Here is a 15484-nt window from a genome sequence, read left to right as displayed (position 1 = left end):
ATTTCTAGCGGCCGTATCACTCCGCTGTCAAACTGCTCAATATCAACTCAGAAGCAGGATGAGTCGCGGCCGCGCTTGCTGTAGCAACCTGCGACATGACGATTGTCTTATACCTGGAGCCGCGTATCATGAAGAACTTTGCCTCGTGTGGCACTTGTGTGCCCAGCAGATTAATGGTGAACTGCTGCAAAATTCCTTGTTGTTCCTGGCCCGCTACTTTTCCCGTTGTCGGTTCCGATGTGCCTCTTACCTCGGCTCCCTTCAGTGGACCGAGACTCAGTTTGCCCTCAATGGCAGCGTCACGACTTTTCGCGACTGCCGCAGCGTATTCTTCCAGGGTTTTGTCGTTCGAGGCAGGCAGGCAAATCATGACGATCACGGCGTTGTCGGGTCCTTCGATGTTGATGGTTCTAACGTTCGGATTCCCATCTACAGGTGCGTCCTTGGTTACAGCCCAATCGGAGTAGTACGAGAATTGGATTCCGTTATTCTGATACTGTTTAATCGTGGGTTTGCGAGTGCAGGCAACGCAGACAACGGCCATCGCTAAAGCAGCCAGAACGGGATATCGTATTTTTTGCATTATCCCCCTCCAGATCAATCGAAGACTGGTCTTAGTCATCTTTCGCAAAAAGTTTTCACCGCATCCATATCCTGTTCAATCGCTCTTTTGACCATGCCGCTTATCAAAGGATTGATTATTTTTGGCGCCAACTTATAAGGTTTGGCATCCATCGCCACGGTTAATTCAGTGTGCGTTTTTTCCGATTTGACAGTGAACACGGTGTCCCAGACGGTTCCATGACTGTCGGCCACGATACGAACATGATCATTCGGGATATACTCTGTTACTTCCAGCTCTGTCGTAGCTTCTTGGCCTTTCATGACACGCGTCTCACGAAATCGCGTGCCGACGCCTGATTTCACGTCAGACAGGAATTCAACCTTCATAATGCGTGGGACCGCCTGCGAAAACTGATTGATGTCAGCCACGGTTTTGAAAACCAAATCAATCGGTGCATTTATGGTTCGTGTAACAACTACACGCGTCATATGACCTCCTGACGGATGAGGCCGTTAATTATGCAGGATTCCTTGTAAGGTGTAAAAGGAATAGTGCATGCGGAAAGGGGCTCCAACCTGGCAGCTTGGCGGATGAAAGCCTGGAGCTGTTTTTTAGCTGTTCTCAGGTAGAATGAAAGCTGTCACCGTTGCGCGCGCCCGTAGCTCAGCTGGATAGAGCGAACGCCTCCGGAGCGTTAGGTCGGGAGTTCGAATCTCTCCGGGCGCGCCAGGATTTTTGATCTTTCTTTTCAATCGTATGGTGTAGCTCAGGTGATCGTCATTCTTGACCTAGGGACCCATCCCCGTTTCGGAATCATCTCCTCAAAGGAGAGCGACTGATTTTCTAGCTCGGCTTATTGCCAAAATGCTGCCATATTACCAATGCTGCCATTAAGATAGGCCTCCCGATCTCAGATCCATTCACGTTATGCGCGTTAACTTAACTGTTTCATGGCCAATTTAACGGTTCATGAAACTTGATTACCTAAATTGAGATCGCTATAATCGGCGGGCTTTTTTACAAGTTGCTGGGGACTCATCCCACGTTGGAGACACCGAAGGGCGTTAGGATACCGGCTCTACGAAAGCCCTCACAATTCTGTGTTCTCTTCGTGCATTCATCCTTCGGCTCGTATTCAGCGACATGTCAAAAGGAATAACAAAATCAGGAACAACGAAGAAGAGGACATCCCTTAGACTATCCAATCCGATCTGAGGGAATTCATTTATGCAAGCGGGCGTGGAAGTCGAAGCGCCAAATCTCAAACCTTTAAGGAGTCCGTTAATGAAAATGAATATGAAGCCGTATGGTTGGTTAAGACAGCTTGTGGTGGTGGCTGCATCCCTGCTTGCGCTTAATTTCTTCGCAGGCCTGGCATCGGCACAGCAAATCATTGCCATTAATTCCGGCGGGCCGGCGGTCAGCCCCTTCGTTGCCGACAAGGACTTCTCCGGCGGCGCGACGATTGATCATGCCAACATCATCAACACGAGCAAGGTAACGAATCCGGCGCCGGCAGCCATATACCAGTCGGCGCGCATCGCCACGACCACAGTCAGATCTTTCACCTACACCATCCCCGGCTTCACCCCCGGAACCAACTATCTGGTGCGGTTGCACTTCTGCGAGACGTTCTTTGCCACCGTCGGCTCGCGGGTGTTCAACGTGACGATCAACGGGACGCAGGTGCTGACGCGCTTCGACATCGCGGCGGCCTCGGGCGGGAAGAACATCGCCAACGTCCAGCAGTTCACGGAGCCGGCGAACGCGAGCGGGCAGTTTGTAATTACGTTCACCTCGGTGACCAACAATGCGCTCATCAGCGGGATCGAAATCGACCCGGTCACAATTGGAACCTGCAGCCAGCCGACGGCGCCGAGCGGACTATCGGCAACCGAGGTATCAGCCAGCCAGATCAACCTGAGCTGGATGGCGAGTTCATCGTCCTGCGCGGTGACCTATGACGTGTTCCGCAGCACGACCAGCGGCTTCACACCCTCCAGCAGCAACCAAATCGCGAGTGGCGTGAGCTCTACATCGTTCTCCGATACGGGGCTTGCCGCCTCCACCACTTACTTCTACGTAGTGAAGGGCACGAACTCGGGCGGGACGTCCGCATCCTCGAACCAGGCCAGCGTGACAACGGGGGCGGGCGGAGGAGGAAACGGACCAAAACAATTTGCTCCCTATAACGATATGAGTCTCGGGTTCAGCGAGAATATTGTTTCTAACGCGCAAAATGCCGGACTTAAAGCAATTACTCTGGCTTTCCTGGACGGCAACGGGGGTTGTACCTTCGGTTGGGGTGGGTTAGGAGGAACGCTTCCCACCGACAACCTGGCCAATGGCACGTCGATTCAGTCTCTGGTGCATCAGATGCAAGCCAATGGCGTGACCGTCATCATTTCGTTCGGCGGCGCGGGTGGACCCATTGTGAGTAGCTGCAGGAACGCAGGCGCATTGCAGGCAAGCCTACAGGGGGTGCTTACTCGTTATAGCGTCAACATGCTCGACTTCGACATGGAGGCGAGCGACACGCTTGGCGACGGGCCGGGATTGCCGGTACTGGACCAGGCCCTCAAGGGGCTGAAGGCGGCAAACCCGAACCTGGTTGTTTCCTTCACCCTGCCGGTGCTGCCGACTGGGCTGATCGGCACTGGCATGGCCGTTCTCAACCAGGCGCATAAGGACGGGCTCGATCTCAACGTGGTCAACGTAATGGCAATGGACTACGGAGGTTCCGCCGATAACGGCGGGCAGATGGGGCTGGATGCCATGGATGCCGGTCAAGCAGTGCACAACCAAATCCAACAAGCTGGTCTAAGCTCTTCGGTGGGTATCACGGTAATGATTGGGCAGAACGACACCCCAGGAGAGATCTTCCGCCTCAGCGACACCAACGCGGTGCTGAACTTTGCCAATGCGAACAGTTATGTCACGCGGCTTGCATTCTGGTCGCTGGCACGTGACAACGGCGGTTGTCCAAGTCAAACCTTTGCCTCGCCCACTTGTAGCGGCATTGCGCAGAGCAATTTGCAGTTCTCGCACAGCTTTGACCCGTTCTAGCGAGACAAGCCTCTGGGGGCGATAGCATAAGCTATCGCCCCTGTTATTACTCGCAATCCCCAAGCAATTACTCAGAGTATTGGCGCAGTTTCGTTGGTTGCCGAGGCTATTACCCAGCGCAAAGGCAAAGGGGCTGAATATCATCGGGTGGAATTCAGTGCGTGATGCAGAAAGTCGAGGTTTAGTTTCGGTACTAGTTCAGAGGAAGTACCAAATCGCAAACCTAAGGAGTCCCGCAATAAAAATGAATATGAGGCCGTATGGTTGTTAAGACAGCTTGTGGCGGTTGCATCCCTTTCTTCACAGGCCTGGCATCAACACCCTAAGCGCGAGGCGCTACGAGAGAGCCTCGCCACCGACCGGCTTCGTCCCCTGGCCTGAGTTGCTTTCGGCTAGTGCATGGCGTCCAATGTTACTCAAAGCTGATCGGTTCTAACGTCATCGCCTCGGGGTTCAGAAAAAGCAAAAGTTCTAACGTCGTCGCCTAGGGCGCGCCATTCCTTCGAACAGTTTGGCTGTGATGAGGGGCGTCTGCGTGCCGCAGACGCCCCAATTAGTTTTTCAAACAAACCGCCAAAACGCTTAGTGAATTTCTATGCCGCTGATGAGGGCTTTGTCGGCCACCGTGGTGAACACGATAGTGATGTCGCCGGCGCCATCCGCGGTTGCTGAGAACTGCTCAATCAACGCGCGGTTTTGCCCGCCAGCCGCGGCAAAGATGTCGAAGTTGGAGAGTACCCCCGTGCCGTTAATGCTCACGTTAAAGATGCGGTGACCGGCCGCTGTCCAGAACGTTTCGCAGAAGTGCAGCCGGACAGTGTGGCTCGACCCGGCGGTAAAGCCCGGAATCTTATAGGTGAACGTAGTGCCCGCTCCTGCTGTGGTGGTCACCCGTGCGCTTTGATACACCGCTGTAGGTGCGGGATTGGGCTGTCCGTTCAGGTTGATTGTGTTGGCGTGGTTGATGGTGACGCCGCCGGTAAAATCGGTGTCGGCAATGAACGGAGATACGGCCGGGCCTCCCGCATTGATGCTTACGCCTGGCGGCGGCGTTGTTCCGCCGGCACAGGACTGATTAGAAGGAGCCGACTCCATGGCGCTGCTATTCTCGGCTGTAGCCAGATAGCAGTAGGCGGTATTCGCCTGCAATCCCGTATCGCTTAAGTTCGTGCCGGTTATGCCGGACGCGATGCGATTGGAAGCGGACGGAAGAAATCCAGGCGTGGTGCTGCGATAGATGTTGTAGGTTACGCCGCTGGTGGTGCTGGCGGTCCACGTGAGGTTTATCGAGTTAGGGGAAGTCTGGGTGGCAACCAAGTTTGTGGGGGCTGCACCACGGTGGTACCACCCGGTTGCAATTGAACGACAACAGCGGTAGCGGGCGGCATGGTCAGGCTTACGTTGCCGCCGGAGATGGCCACCGGAGTGGATGTTCCGTTCCAGGTGCCATCGACGTTAAATCCGGCACCGCCGAGAGTCACGCCGGTGGTCTGGGAAACGTCGTTGTTCGGCGCTTGCAAGACCCACTCGACGGCCTGATTGTAGGATCCACCGGACTGAATGGTGAGATTAACGGTGGTGGCGGATGCATCGTGGCTTTTGTTGATCACCGTGACCCACAGGCTGTTGTCCGCAGCTAGCACTCCATAAGCGGTTAAATCCACTCCGGATGGATTATTGAGCGCGGCGTGCACGACTCGTCCGTGCCCTCCCAGGTCGAAAGCCTTGATGCCATACCCCAGCGGATGCATGGAATATCCGCCCGCGGTGCTCAGGAAGACGGCGTAATTCGGCGGGCCCGACGCAACGCTGTCGCCGGTATGGAAGTTGACTCCACCCAGCATGTCCTGCTGCGTGGTCCACCAGTACATATAGTCCAGGCCCCAAAGGGCGGAGGCAAATGTATTGCTGGCGTTGGGCGCGCCTCCATGGACGAAACTGTTGGTTTCAGATAAGCGCAGAGTGAGGCCGTCGCCGAACGCGGTGGGAACCGATCCGCTGTATTGCGACATGTACTCGCTGAAGATGCCGGTACCCAGAAGGGTATCGCGCGCGGCGGCGCAGCAGGTGGTGGCGCCGCTACCGCCGGGATAGACATGGTGGGTTACGTGCGCGAGCTTTGCCGTGCCGAACTGGTTGGCGGCTTGACCGACCCAGGTAGTGTTATGCCGCGAGGTATCCGGTATGCAGAATTTGGCGCCGGGAGCGACTGCTCCGACCGACGACATGTACGCGCTGGCGTCGGACGCATACGTCGCAAAGCTGCCCAGGTACAAATCGGGCTCATTTCCGATGGAGAAGCAAGTGATGCTGGATTTGTATTTGCCCCATAGGAAACCCGCCGTGGTCGCGGCGGCGCCGGGGCTGGATCCCTTCAGGCGCAGCGTATAGATAACGGGAATGCCCGCCGCCCGGGCAAAACCGAACATGTTATCCAGGTCGGCGTTCGCGGGCGTTCCGCTATCGGATGTGTTTCCGCCGAAGCGCAGGCTCTTGATGCCCAGCGTGTTGAAAACCTGGAGAAGCGGCTGGTTGGTTGGCCGGAAATAGTTGCCGCCATTGATCGAGCCGGTTTCATAGCTCAGGCCAATATAATCATTGGGAATAGCGGCGCCGGGACTGCCTGGGCTCAAAGTGACGGTGACAGACGACTGGGCCTGCGCACCTTCACCGATGGACAAGGTAAGTAGCACCAGCGATGCGGCGAAAAAAGTTCGAAGCACATTCTTTTGAATTCTTATTTTCTTGGATTTCACGTCCGTCACCATCCTCTCTACGTGTTCGGTCGCATGCACCCGATGGACCGCGATACCAATGAAGGGCTGAAACAGGAGTGCAGGCTCGGGGGCCCTCGCAACTTGCACAAAAACCCGCCGATTATAGTGCTCAATTCTCGGCAATCAAGTTTAAATTGGCGATGAAACAGTTAAGTTAACGCGCATAACGTGGAACTATTGATTTAAAAATAGATATTCGATCTTCGGCAAGGCGATTGCAGCGGTTTGCCTGGGAAGCAGACGCTTTGTTAGACGCGCCCAATATGTTTCGCCAAACAAAACTGCAAGATAAATACAACACCTTAGTCCCGAAGGATGCCAGCTGGGAAATCTATCGCTCCGTGGTCATCCGGCGGAACCAAAGGCAGTTTGGCGGCACCAGGCAAGGTGAGTGCCTATGATTGTGTCATCTGGTTTCTGTATCTTGACTGACATTCTTCGACTTGAGAATTCCGTGGATTGACATTCCTTACCTATGCGGAAAGCCAGTCCGTCCCGACGACAGGCGTCGGGACGACGGGAAGAGTACCGAGTGACAGGACAGGATTGCTCCTGTCCCGTCCTCTAGGGAGCGCCATTCTTCAGTTTTTAAGAGAACAATTCCAGTAAAGAAGCACTGCAAGGGCCTTACTGCCCTGATCCCATCAGCACAATGGGCATGGTCGGAGTCGTAGTGCCGCCTTCAGGCTCAACCGTTACAGCAAAGGCTTTCAGCTCTGTCCATGCGGGGACCTCAGGATTTTCGGGCATCATCATGGCCATGCCATGCGCGTCGGGTTTGAAGAGACCCGCGGGCATAGGTGCTCCCGATTTGGGAATCAGCCACAACTCATAAGTCTTGCCAGCGGGCAGAGGATCAAGATTGCTGGCCATCAGCACCAGGCGTCCTGTCCGCGGTTGATAAATGGTCTTGATATGTGGTGCGGGCGGCGTTTTGGTCGAGACCAGCGAGACGTGTACAGCGTCTTGGGCGGTGATCAAAGCCATGATTTCGCGTGCTTTTTGGCTCTCTTTATCTGCCTGGATCATCTGCGCAGTCAATTGCTCGTTGGCCTGCTTCAGGTTGGTGTTCTCGCGCACCAGCAAGATTGCGATGACGGCCAGAACAAGAGAAGCAAAGACCGGCGCAAAGCTCCACCAGGGGCGGCGCACAGGGATGGCGCGGACCGCAACCGGCTGTTCTTTCTTAATATCGGCGATGGCCGAGAGCAGACGCTGGCGTGAACGCTGCGGCGGCGCCGGACCGGAAACCGAGAGCGCCAGCAGTGCAGCATCGCCGCGCAGAGCTGCCAGTTCGCTGCGGCAGGCGGGGCAATCCTTCAGGTGCAGCTCGAGTTGCGCGCACGAGCCCGCTTCCAGAGCTCCCAGCGCGTAAAGCGCCAGGTCTTCAGCGTATTGCTCGTGTCCGGGTTGGATCTTGTCGTTCATGCTTACTTACTTAAATCTATTTCTCTGTCATCGCCTTTCTTAAGGCCGTCAATGCCGCCCGAATCCGGGTCTTGATCGTGCCCAACGGCTCACCGGTTTTTGCGGCAATTTCCGTATGCGTCAGCCCCTGGAAGAAAGCCAGCTCCAGAGCCTTGCGCTGATCGGCCGGGACCTTGGTAAGAGCAGCCCGCGCCTTTTCAATGGAAACCTTGCGCCCCGCTTCGCTCTCCAGGTTGCACTCCACAGCCAGGACCACGTTGTCAAAATCAGTCATCGGCTTGCGCTTGCGCAGGGCGTCAATCGCGCGGTTGCGGGCTATGACTGAAAGCCATGCACCCAGGGAGCCACGGCCGGCGTCGAAGACATTGGGGTTCCGCCACAGTTGCAGAAACACTTCCTGCAGCACATCTTCTGCGGCCCCGGTGTCGTTCAACACGCGCAGCGCCACCGAGTACACAATGCCGGAATAGCGGTCATAGAGCTGCGCCATGGCGCCCTCGTCGCTCGCGCGTAAACGTTCAACCAGCATCGCGTCTTTGGAAACCTCTTGTGAGCCTGCGCTGTGCACGCCTACCAGTGCTTCCTTTCTATGTACGGCATACCAATTGCCTTTGGATGGTAACTAGCGCCTACATTATTTTTTTTCGAACTGGGCAATCCACCTGAGAAGAGCACTCGTACCTGATATACATGCTCGGGAACTGGATACCATACTAGCAATCCTGCCCGAGCGCAACCGCGAGTGAGCCCGGTTGTTCTAGGTTTTCACAGGGACGGGGAGTCCATTGCGGAACTAGCTTTCCGTGATGACTGTGGTAGGGCCGCGAACGCAGGATATGCGCTTCGCGGCTTTATTCTAAGGGCTCCGCAGCCAAACCCGGGCTGCTGCGCCCTCGCTTTTGGTTCGCGCAGGACAGCGCTCACCAAAAGCTCACCCGTTTTCTAAGGGCTCCACAGCCAAACCCAGGCTGCTTCGCCCTCGCTTTTTGGTTCGCGCGAGACAGCGCTCACCGAAAGCTCACCCAATTTTTGCGAAGCCCTGGTTGGAAGGGCGCGTTTACTCGATCCCGAGTTGTTTCTTGGCGGCGGCGCTCAACCGTTCTGGCGTCCACGGCGGCATCCACACCACTTCCACTTTGACGTCTCTCACGCCTGCCATCTTGTGGACCCGGTCTTTGACCTGGTCTCCAATCATTACGTGTGAAGGACAACCGGGTGAGGTCATGGTCATGATGACTTCGACGTCCTGCGCACCTGCGGGTTGTGGTTCTGTGACCCGGACTTCATAAATCAATCCCAGATCAACAATGTTGACCGGAATTTCGGGATCGTAGCAATCCTTCAGAGCAGTAAGGACATCTTCTTGCGTAACAGCCATGTGAATAGTTTAGCAGGGCGGGAGGCGGATGAGCAGGGTACAGAGCCCTTAGATGGAGAAGATAGAAGCTAGGGTGAGCGAAAGCAAGCGCGGTAGAGCACGAGCGAAACCCTTTAGTATTAAAGGCATACTACCTCGCAGATCGTTTAATCAGCGAGGTAGTGAGGAACCAATCGGTTCGTAGGAGGCCGGCAGCAAGGAATTTCGTGTAGCAGCTCCAACGAACTCGATTGGATTAGGGTTAAGGTAGGTTGAAGTATAGATTTTTGTTCGAGTGCGGTATGGAATGAAAATCTTAGGTAACTAGGAAATAAAACCTTATTATTTTGGTGGAATGATACATGTCATTAAAAACCAAATATAGAGTATTGCTCGTAATTTTGATCGTGACCGTGGCAGCCGGAATCCGCCTGTTTCTGATTTACCGGAGCCGGCAGGAACCATGGAATGTTCCTCAGACCCCCAAGGTCAGGCTGCATGCCGATGATTATGTTGTTCCCCGCAAGCTGCATGCTTATGATCTGGCTTCACTGCGGGAGCTGGTGGGCCAGCCGGTGTGGATACGTGGTGGATACCAGCTCACCCGCTACCCCTACAACACAGCCGCCAAGCGCGCCGATCTCAATCACGAAGCCGGTCTCATGGGTCCTATCGAGCGGGTCGAGGTGAAGGATGTAATCGAGCAGCCTTCGCCAGAAAACCTCCAGTGGGAGAAGGTCCCTGGTTCCAACGTACGTATTCATGTCCGCAGCCATGAAGTGCTGGCTGTTTTTGAAAAGGACGGGAAAAATTATGCCTTCCCTATCGGTCAGAAGAACGCAGGCGACTACAAAATCTTTGCCGACGATGTCTTGTATTACCAGGATCCCCACCAGCTTTACCAGCACTGGTCACCGGATGTGTGGAGCGCCGTTGATCGTCACCAAGCCCAGCCCGGCATGAATGAGTTGCAGGTGCTGTTTGCCATCGGCGTGGGTGCGCTCGAATCTTATGACAGCTCCGAACGCGTGCTGCGCTATGCCAACGGAGGCAAGCCGCTGCGAGTGACATTTATAGATGGAAAGGCCCAACAGATTGAGCCTGTCCCTGAACACTGATCCTCAGTACGTCAACTTGTAGTCGAGCTGTGCCGCATCGAAGCCTTTATTCACGATCCTGCTGTTCGCCTGGTTCGCAAGAATTACGGAGCAGGTGCCAACACCGCCCACAAATTTGGGAAAGGCGCTGCCGTGTCCTCCAAGCGTCATGGCTCCTGTAAGCCCGGGCGATTGTCCGGGAGTGTTGGTTGGTGGCGGCGGGGGCGGAGGCGGACAAGAGTGGGGCCACCCGTTCAGTTTCGGTCCTGCAAACTGGTACTCCCCCGACATGCCTACGACCTTCGAGCACTGCGCACCTGTAACCATGTCCTTGATCGTCATCCTGTATTTGCCGGTCAACTCCCAGTTCGTGGAGGTGAAGGAGAGATTTCCCTGGTTGGCGCCAGGCGGATGGGGAAACACAAACTCGACCTCCCATTGATGGCCGAATTCGGTTGTGGTTCCGCGGATGACAAAAGGACCGGCGCCAAGCAAAGTCACTGCCTCGGTCTTCGTGCAAGAAAGCGTTGCCGGAGGCAGCGTTGGGGCGAGATGGCCATTTGTGCCTCCCCCATTGGGGGAAACCGTGATGTTCATGGCAGCAGCGCCAAAACTGACCGCGCCCCCAGTAAGCTGGAGCCCGAAGTTCTGTGAGAAAGCCGGAAGCGATGCTAAAAACAACATTGTGAGCGTTAGCCGTAATCTCATAGCAATCTCCTTATTTAAAATACAGTGATGCTCGAAACTGTTACGTTTCACGCGGCGTGTAATTTTCTCGGATAGAAGTCTAAGTGAGAGCGAGAAACCCAATGTTAAATAGCGATTTCCTGGATGAGTTCAAACGTACTACGGAAGCGAAGTGGAGCACTGTATCTCTTGATCCCATGATCTATGGGTTTCAGTTCCAACCCGGGACCCGCTGGAATCCAGGTTTGTCGGATGAAGTTGTCGCAGAATACGAAAATCTCCTCGGAGTTCGATTCCCTCATGACTTTAAGCTTTTCCTCAAAGCGATGAACGGAACCGATATCCCAACTTTGAACATATACGGCTCCAGTGGTTACCCGCCGTGTCAATCCGTTGGCGTCTATTCCTATCCCAGAGACATAGAAATCATAAAACGAGGAATTGAATACGTAAGCGAAAGTCGAGCCGAGCTGCGAATCACCCTGGCCGACCAGGGTTTTGATCTTCCTGCCGAAGCCGGCCTAGCGCCGATTTTTGCTCATCGCTATGTAATGTGCACATCGAATCTCAGCACCAGCGTTGTCTTGTCCATCATAGACAGGCAGGATGCGATTGTTTATGGCGACTCGCTGAAGGAATATCTGGTATGCGAATTTCTCGGAGACTCGCCATAAAAGTCGGCTCGATGGGCCGGTTTTCAATGGGTGCTACTGGCTATCGGGTTTTAGAACGGGTGACTCCGCCGTAGCTGGCTTGTCTTCTTCCGCGCGAATGGTTCCGCTTTCATTGACCCAGAAGGAGCGATGGGTCGAATCCTGCGTCTTGGGCATCATCTGAAGGGAGAATCCCCGCGCGAAGCTGGCCGTATAATCACCACGGTCAGGGCTGACCATGCGGCGGGTAAACGATCCCGAGCCTACCAGCGCCATAAGCGAGGGGGCATACTTTTTATGCTTCTTACGGTAGAGATTCTGGGCATAGAGCACTGTTTTCATGTAGGCCAAGGCTTTAACCTCGGAGTCAGAGCGAGCATCCGGTATATTTGGATTGTGATAGTTAGCTTTTTCTTGCTCTTGGGCCCCGGCCAGAACGCTAGCCAGCAGCGCGACAATGACAACAACAACGAAGCGGAATTGCCGAACCATGCTTCCTCCTGAAAGAAGGGGTTCTCCCCCCTTTCCAGATATAACAAATCAAGATATCCTACGCCCACTATATTTTAGGAAAGAAAAATGAAATCTGTTACCGTAAAAAAGCCGAAAATCAATATTGCCGTGGTGGAAAGCGATCCTTTGCGGTTCGTGGGCTTCCGGACTCTGTTCGATACCGAGCCCGATCTGGAGCTGAGCGCCGCCACCCTGGCTGAACTTCAGTCAAAATCCAACGTAGATCTGGTCTTATTAGGCAGCCGCACCGCCCAGAACCTGTTTGACGTTATGGCCAGCCTGAAGGCCTCCCGCCCCGATTTGCGCATTATCGTGGTCGGGTCCGGGGCCGACGATGAGACCATCCTGAAGGCCATTGCAGCAGGCGCCAAGGGCTATGTGGATGAAGCCGCAGCCCCTTCAGACTTCATCATGGCCATCCGTATCGTCCACCAGGGCTCCGTCTGGGCCCCGCGACGGGTGCTTTCTATGTTTATTGAGAGGGTCAGCGCCAGCCCGGGCCGCATTTTCCCGGCAGGCCGGGTGACCTTTACCGACCGCGAAAAAGAGGTGCTGGAACTGCTGGTCGTTGGCCGCTCCAATAAAGAGATCGGCGCCGCTTTAGGCATTGAGGAGCGCACCGTGAAGGCCCACGTGGCCAAACTGATGCGCAAGGTGGGTGTGCAGAACCGGATTGCACTTTCTGTGCACGCTATTACCCATTCGCTGGTAACCGCCAACAAGTAGCTACATGATAATAAAAGTAATTGAACGAAAGTAATAGTATGTAATACGTTAGTTACTTTAGTACATGGCTAAATTCCTATAAGTACACTGTCTAAACGTGACGTTGTTGGATTTCTGCCCGGAAGGCATACTCTCTTCACCTACCACAGAACCTGGGAGACGGGGTTGGATCTGGTAACGAGGGTCGCCGGTTCCAACCCTTTTTAAATTTCTCGCAGGAATTATCGTTTACCCCACAAGCATTATCGTTTACCCTGCAGCTCAAAGACTTTTATCCTGATTCTTACAGGTGTTGTGTTCCAGAAGAACCCCGGATTTGCTCCAACTTGAGATCAACTTTCTTTATCCACAGATTGTGCCTCCCGCTGAGAAATGCAGTTTTATCGCATGGCATTTATTTACCACGTAAATTGGTATCACAGTGATATCAAGATCTTGATTTCTGGAGAATGGCAGGCCATTATGATCCCGTAAGGTGTGTTTAGCGGCACAGGTGAGCGCGACGCGAGCGTCAAGCCGCGCGATCCCGCAGAGCGGGAGCGAGGGTGTAGTGGTTTACCGCCAAGCCCTTGGAATGAAATGGTCTTTGAAAACTTGGTTGCCGCTGGGATGAAGAGCAAGCGAAACAGTGTGACTTTGGAGCTTGGAACTGTCATCAGCAAGTCCCTGCTTTGACATCAACGTTAGCCGCTAGATATGCGGCGATCAGCGTTGTTTTAGGGTTCGCCCACTTGCTGAGCAAGTACCCCTTGCCCACACCACCTGACCCTGCTTTTGCGGGCGATTTCTCGGCGCACGCTTTCATCTGAATGCTGGGCACCGAATACTGAAGACTGACTGCCAAGCCCAGGCATCTGCTTTGCTATCAGACAGCATCTATCTTGATAAGCCATTTCCAGCTATTCTCTATATCAGAACGAAAATTTTTCCCTCGGGAAAGTAGGTGCGCATGAAAAAACTTCTGCTTGTTTCTCTGATGGTCCTGTCGTTTGCTGGTGTCTGTCTGGCGGATGATCGTGAAAAAGATATTGAACGGCTGCAGACAGCCGGGCAGGTGCTCGATGAAATCATGTCTGCACCCGATAGCGGTGTTCCCCAGCAAGTTATGGATTCGGCCGAATGCGTGGCTGTAGTCCCCTCGATGTTTAAAGGCGGCTTTGTGTTCGGAGGCGCTTTAGGCAAAGGCGTGGTCACCTGCCGTACCCCGAACGGTTGGAGCGCCCCTGCTTTCTTCCGCATTGAAGGCGGCAGCTTTGGATTCCAAATCGGCGGACAGGCGGTGGACCTGGTGATGCTGGTCATGAACCAGCGCGGCATGCAGTCGCTGCTGGCCAGCCACGTGAAATTGGGGGCCGATGCTTCGGCTGCGGCGGGTCCGGTGGGCCGTCTTGCCGAGGGCATGACGGATATTTCCATGCGCTCAGAGATTCTCACCTATTCCCGCGCCCGCGGCCTGTTTGCCGGCGTGAGTCTCAACGGCGCCGTGGTGAAGCAGCATAAAGATGATACCCGCGCTTTTTACGGGCGCATGATTCCGTTCCGGACCCTGTTGACAGGTGGCGTGGAGTCTCCAAGCGAAGCCCAGCCGTTCCTGGGAGCTGTCGCCAAATACAACAAGGGTAAATCCGACTCCAACGCTCCCGTCACTGCAACCTCGGTGCCTGCGAGTACGTCAACGACATCCGCAGCAACCGTCACAACAACCACCGGAGCAACGGCAGCGCAGCCTGCAGCCCAAGCACAGCCTGCGACCAATGCCACTGCAAGCAGTGAAAGCAGCAGCCAGGAAAAACCCGACCCAACGGCTCCGAAAACCCGGTGAGGGCGCAATTTTTTTGGTAATTGGTTATACGGGTGGAGACGTAGCAAGCTACGTCTCGCTGTTTTTGTTCGCTGAATATTTGGGTTTTGAAAGCTTGGCTTTGAACGCAAGCGCCAAAGAATCAGTGTGCATGCTCATGATGGTGTTCGTGCTCCGGCGTGCCGCCCTTTTCCATCTCCTCGTGCTCTTCCTGTTCTTCCTTGAAAATTTCCGGGGCGCCCAGGCTGCCTTTGGCAGGCAGGTTGCGCATGTAGAGCACAATTTTCCACATCTCGTCATCTTCCAGAATGCCTTTCCATGCGGGCATACCGGAAGGAGCAATACCATTTTCAACGATCCAGTGGAGCTGCCCGTCGGTGTATTCCTGCGAGTCCTTGTCGCCCAAATCAGGGACAGGGGGTGACATCTGAGCTGCGAAGGGCACTCCTGTAGCATGGCCGTCGAGACCGTGGCAGATCTGGCAATGATGCTGGAAGTGTTCTCCGCCCTCTTTGATCGCATCCGGAGAAGAAGCAATCGGGTTTTTCTTATCTTTATCGCCGATGGTGACCGTTCGTTCTACGTTTTTCATGATCGAACTTTCCATGTCACCCGGTTTGCTGACCTTGCAGGCAGTAAGGAATAGAATGCAAAATACCATCAACAGACTCAAAGATCGGTTCATTATTTTCTTGCTCCACATAGAATGATGGCTATTGTAACAATCGCGGGTTATTTTGAAGGCAGCGCGTACCAGTTTTATCAAGAAGGCTGACACTCGGCCCAATGGTTTAGTGACAAAGGTTTATTCCCA

At 54.4% G+C, this 15484-nt stretch carries 15 protein-coding genes and 1 tRNA gene; 6 read left to right on the top strand and 10 right to left on the bottom strand.

The window, feature by feature from the left end; genetic code table 11:
* Nucleotides 1-16: 16 nt before the first annotated feature.
* Both VK738_08285 and VK738_08280 read right to left on the bottom strand, forming a co-directional pair.
* Nucleotides 17-583, bottom strand: a complete 567-nt coding sequence (locus VK738_08285; protein ID HTD22636.1) for a hypothetical protein — start codon at nucleotides 581-583, stop codon at nucleotides 17-19.
* A gap of 35 nt (nucleotides 584-618) precedes the next feature.
* A complete protein-coding gene (locus tag VK738_08280; protein ID HTD22635.1) occupies nucleotides 619-1053 on the bottom strand; it encodes an SRPBCC family protein in 435 nt (144 codons plus the stop codon).
* Nucleotides 1054-1217: 164 nt separating this feature from the next.
* Between VK738_08280 and VK738_08275 the strand changes: the two genes are divergently transcribed.
* Together VK738_08275 and VK738_08270 are read left to right on the top strand one after the other, a co-directional pair.
* Nucleotides 1218-1294 (top strand) — tRNA-Arg (locus VK738_08275).
* A 555-nt stretch (nucleotides 1295-1849) separates the two neighbouring features.
* Nucleotides 1850-3631, top strand: a complete 1782-nt coding sequence (locus VK738_08270) for a malectin domain-containing carbohydrate-binding protein (protein HTD22634.1) — start codon at nucleotides 1850-1852, stop codon at nucleotides 3629-3631.
* A gap of 582 nt (nucleotides 3632-4213) precedes the next feature.
* Here the strand turns inward: VK738_08270 and VK738_08265 are convergent.
* The 5 genes from VK738_08265 to VK738_08245 form a co-directional block, all read right to left on the bottom strand.
* On the bottom strand, nucleotides 4214-4948 hold the full coding sequence (locus tag VK738_08265; protein ID HTD22633.1) for a malectin domain-containing carbohydrate-binding protein: 735 nt from the start codon (nucleotides 4946-4948) through the stop codon (nucleotides 4214-4216).
* Complete coding sequence (locus VK738_08260; GenBank protein HTD22632.1) at nucleotides 4915-6387, bottom strand: hypothetical protein; 1473 nt, start codon at nucleotides 6385-6387, stop codon at nucleotides 4915-4917. Before VK738_08260 ends, VK738_08265 begins: the two co-directional genes overlap by 34 nt.
* A 648-nt stretch (nucleotides 6388-7035) precedes the next feature.
* Nucleotides 7036-7836: an anti-sigma factor gene (locus tag VK738_08255; protein HTD22631.1), complete on the bottom strand. Its 801-nt coding sequence runs from the start codon at nucleotides 7834-7836 to the stop codon at nucleotides 7036-7038.
* Between the two features lie 16 nt (nucleotides 7837-7852).
* Complete coding sequence (locus tag VK738_08250; protein HTD22630.1) at nucleotides 7853-8404, bottom strand: sigma-70 family RNA polymerase sigma factor; 552 nt, start codon at nucleotides 8402-8404, stop codon at nucleotides 7853-7855.
* Nucleotides 8405-8893: 489 nt separating this feature from the next.
* Complete coding sequence (locus VK738_08245) at nucleotides 8894-9214, bottom strand: metal-sulfur cluster assembly factor (GenBank protein ID HTD22629.1); 321 nt, start codon at nucleotides 9212-9214, stop codon at nucleotides 8894-8896.
* A gap of 341 nt (nucleotides 9215-9555) precedes the next feature.
* Between VK738_08245 and VK738_08240 the strand changes: the two genes are divergently transcribed.
* Nucleotides 9556-10311: a hypothetical protein gene (locus tag VK738_08240; GenBank protein ID HTD22628.1), complete on the top strand. Its 756-nt coding sequence runs from the start codon at nucleotides 9556-9558 to the stop codon at nucleotides 10309-10311.
* 3 nt (nucleotides 10312-10314) lie between these two features.
* Here VK738_08240 and VK738_08235 read toward each other — a convergent pair whose 3' ends face one another.
* On the bottom strand, nucleotides 10315-10998 hold the full coding sequence (locus VK738_08235) for a hypothetical protein (GenBank protein HTD22627.1): 684 nt from the start codon (nucleotides 10996-10998) through the stop codon (nucleotides 10315-10317).
* A gap of 101 nt (nucleotides 10999-11099) precedes the next feature.
* On the opposite strand from VK738_08235, the gene VK738_08230 reads away from it, so the two are divergent.
* Nucleotides 11100-11651 (top strand): SMI1/KNR4 family protein, encoded by a 552-nt coding sequence (locus tag VK738_08230; GenBank protein HTD22626.1) that lies wholly within the window; start codon nucleotides 11100-11102, stop codon nucleotides 11649-11651.
* 33 nt (nucleotides 11652-11684) lie between these two features.
* Here VK738_08230 and VK738_08225 read toward each other — a convergent pair whose 3' ends face one another.
* Entirely contained in the window at nucleotides 11685-12122 is a 438-nt protein-coding gene (locus VK738_08225; protein HTD22625.1) for a hypothetical protein, read from the bottom strand.
* Between the two features lie 87 nt (nucleotides 12123-12209).
* Here VK738_08225 and VK738_08220 point away from each other — a divergent pair, with 87 nt between their 5' ends.
* Nucleotides 12210-12869, top strand: coding sequence for a response regulator transcription factor (locus tag VK738_08220; GenBank protein HTD22624.1), 660 nt, complete (start codon nucleotides 12210-12212; stop codon nucleotides 12867-12869).
* A gap of 949 nt (nucleotides 12870-13818) precedes the next feature.
* Nucleotides 13819-14691, top strand: coding sequence for a lipid-binding SYLF domain-containing protein (locus VK738_08215; protein ID HTD22623.1), 873 nt, complete (start codon nucleotides 13819-13821; stop codon nucleotides 14689-14691).
* 121 nt (nucleotides 14692-14812) lie between these two features.
* On the opposite strand, the gene VK738_08210 is transcribed toward VK738_08215, so the two are convergent.
* Nucleotides 14813-15355 (bottom strand): c-type cytochrome, encoded by a 543-nt coding sequence (locus VK738_08210; protein HTD22622.1) that lies wholly within the window; start codon nucleotides 15353-15355, stop codon nucleotides 14813-14815.
* Nucleotides 15356-15484 lie beyond the last annotated feature (129 nt).

It is taken from the genome of Terriglobales bacterium (assembly GCA_035487355.1).
Taxonomy (GTDB): Bacteria; Acidobacteriota; Terriglobia; order Terriglobales; family Acidobacteriaceae; genus QIAW01.
Note: the sequence above shows the minus strand (reverse complement) of the source record. Positions and strands in the feature narration are given on the sequence as shown.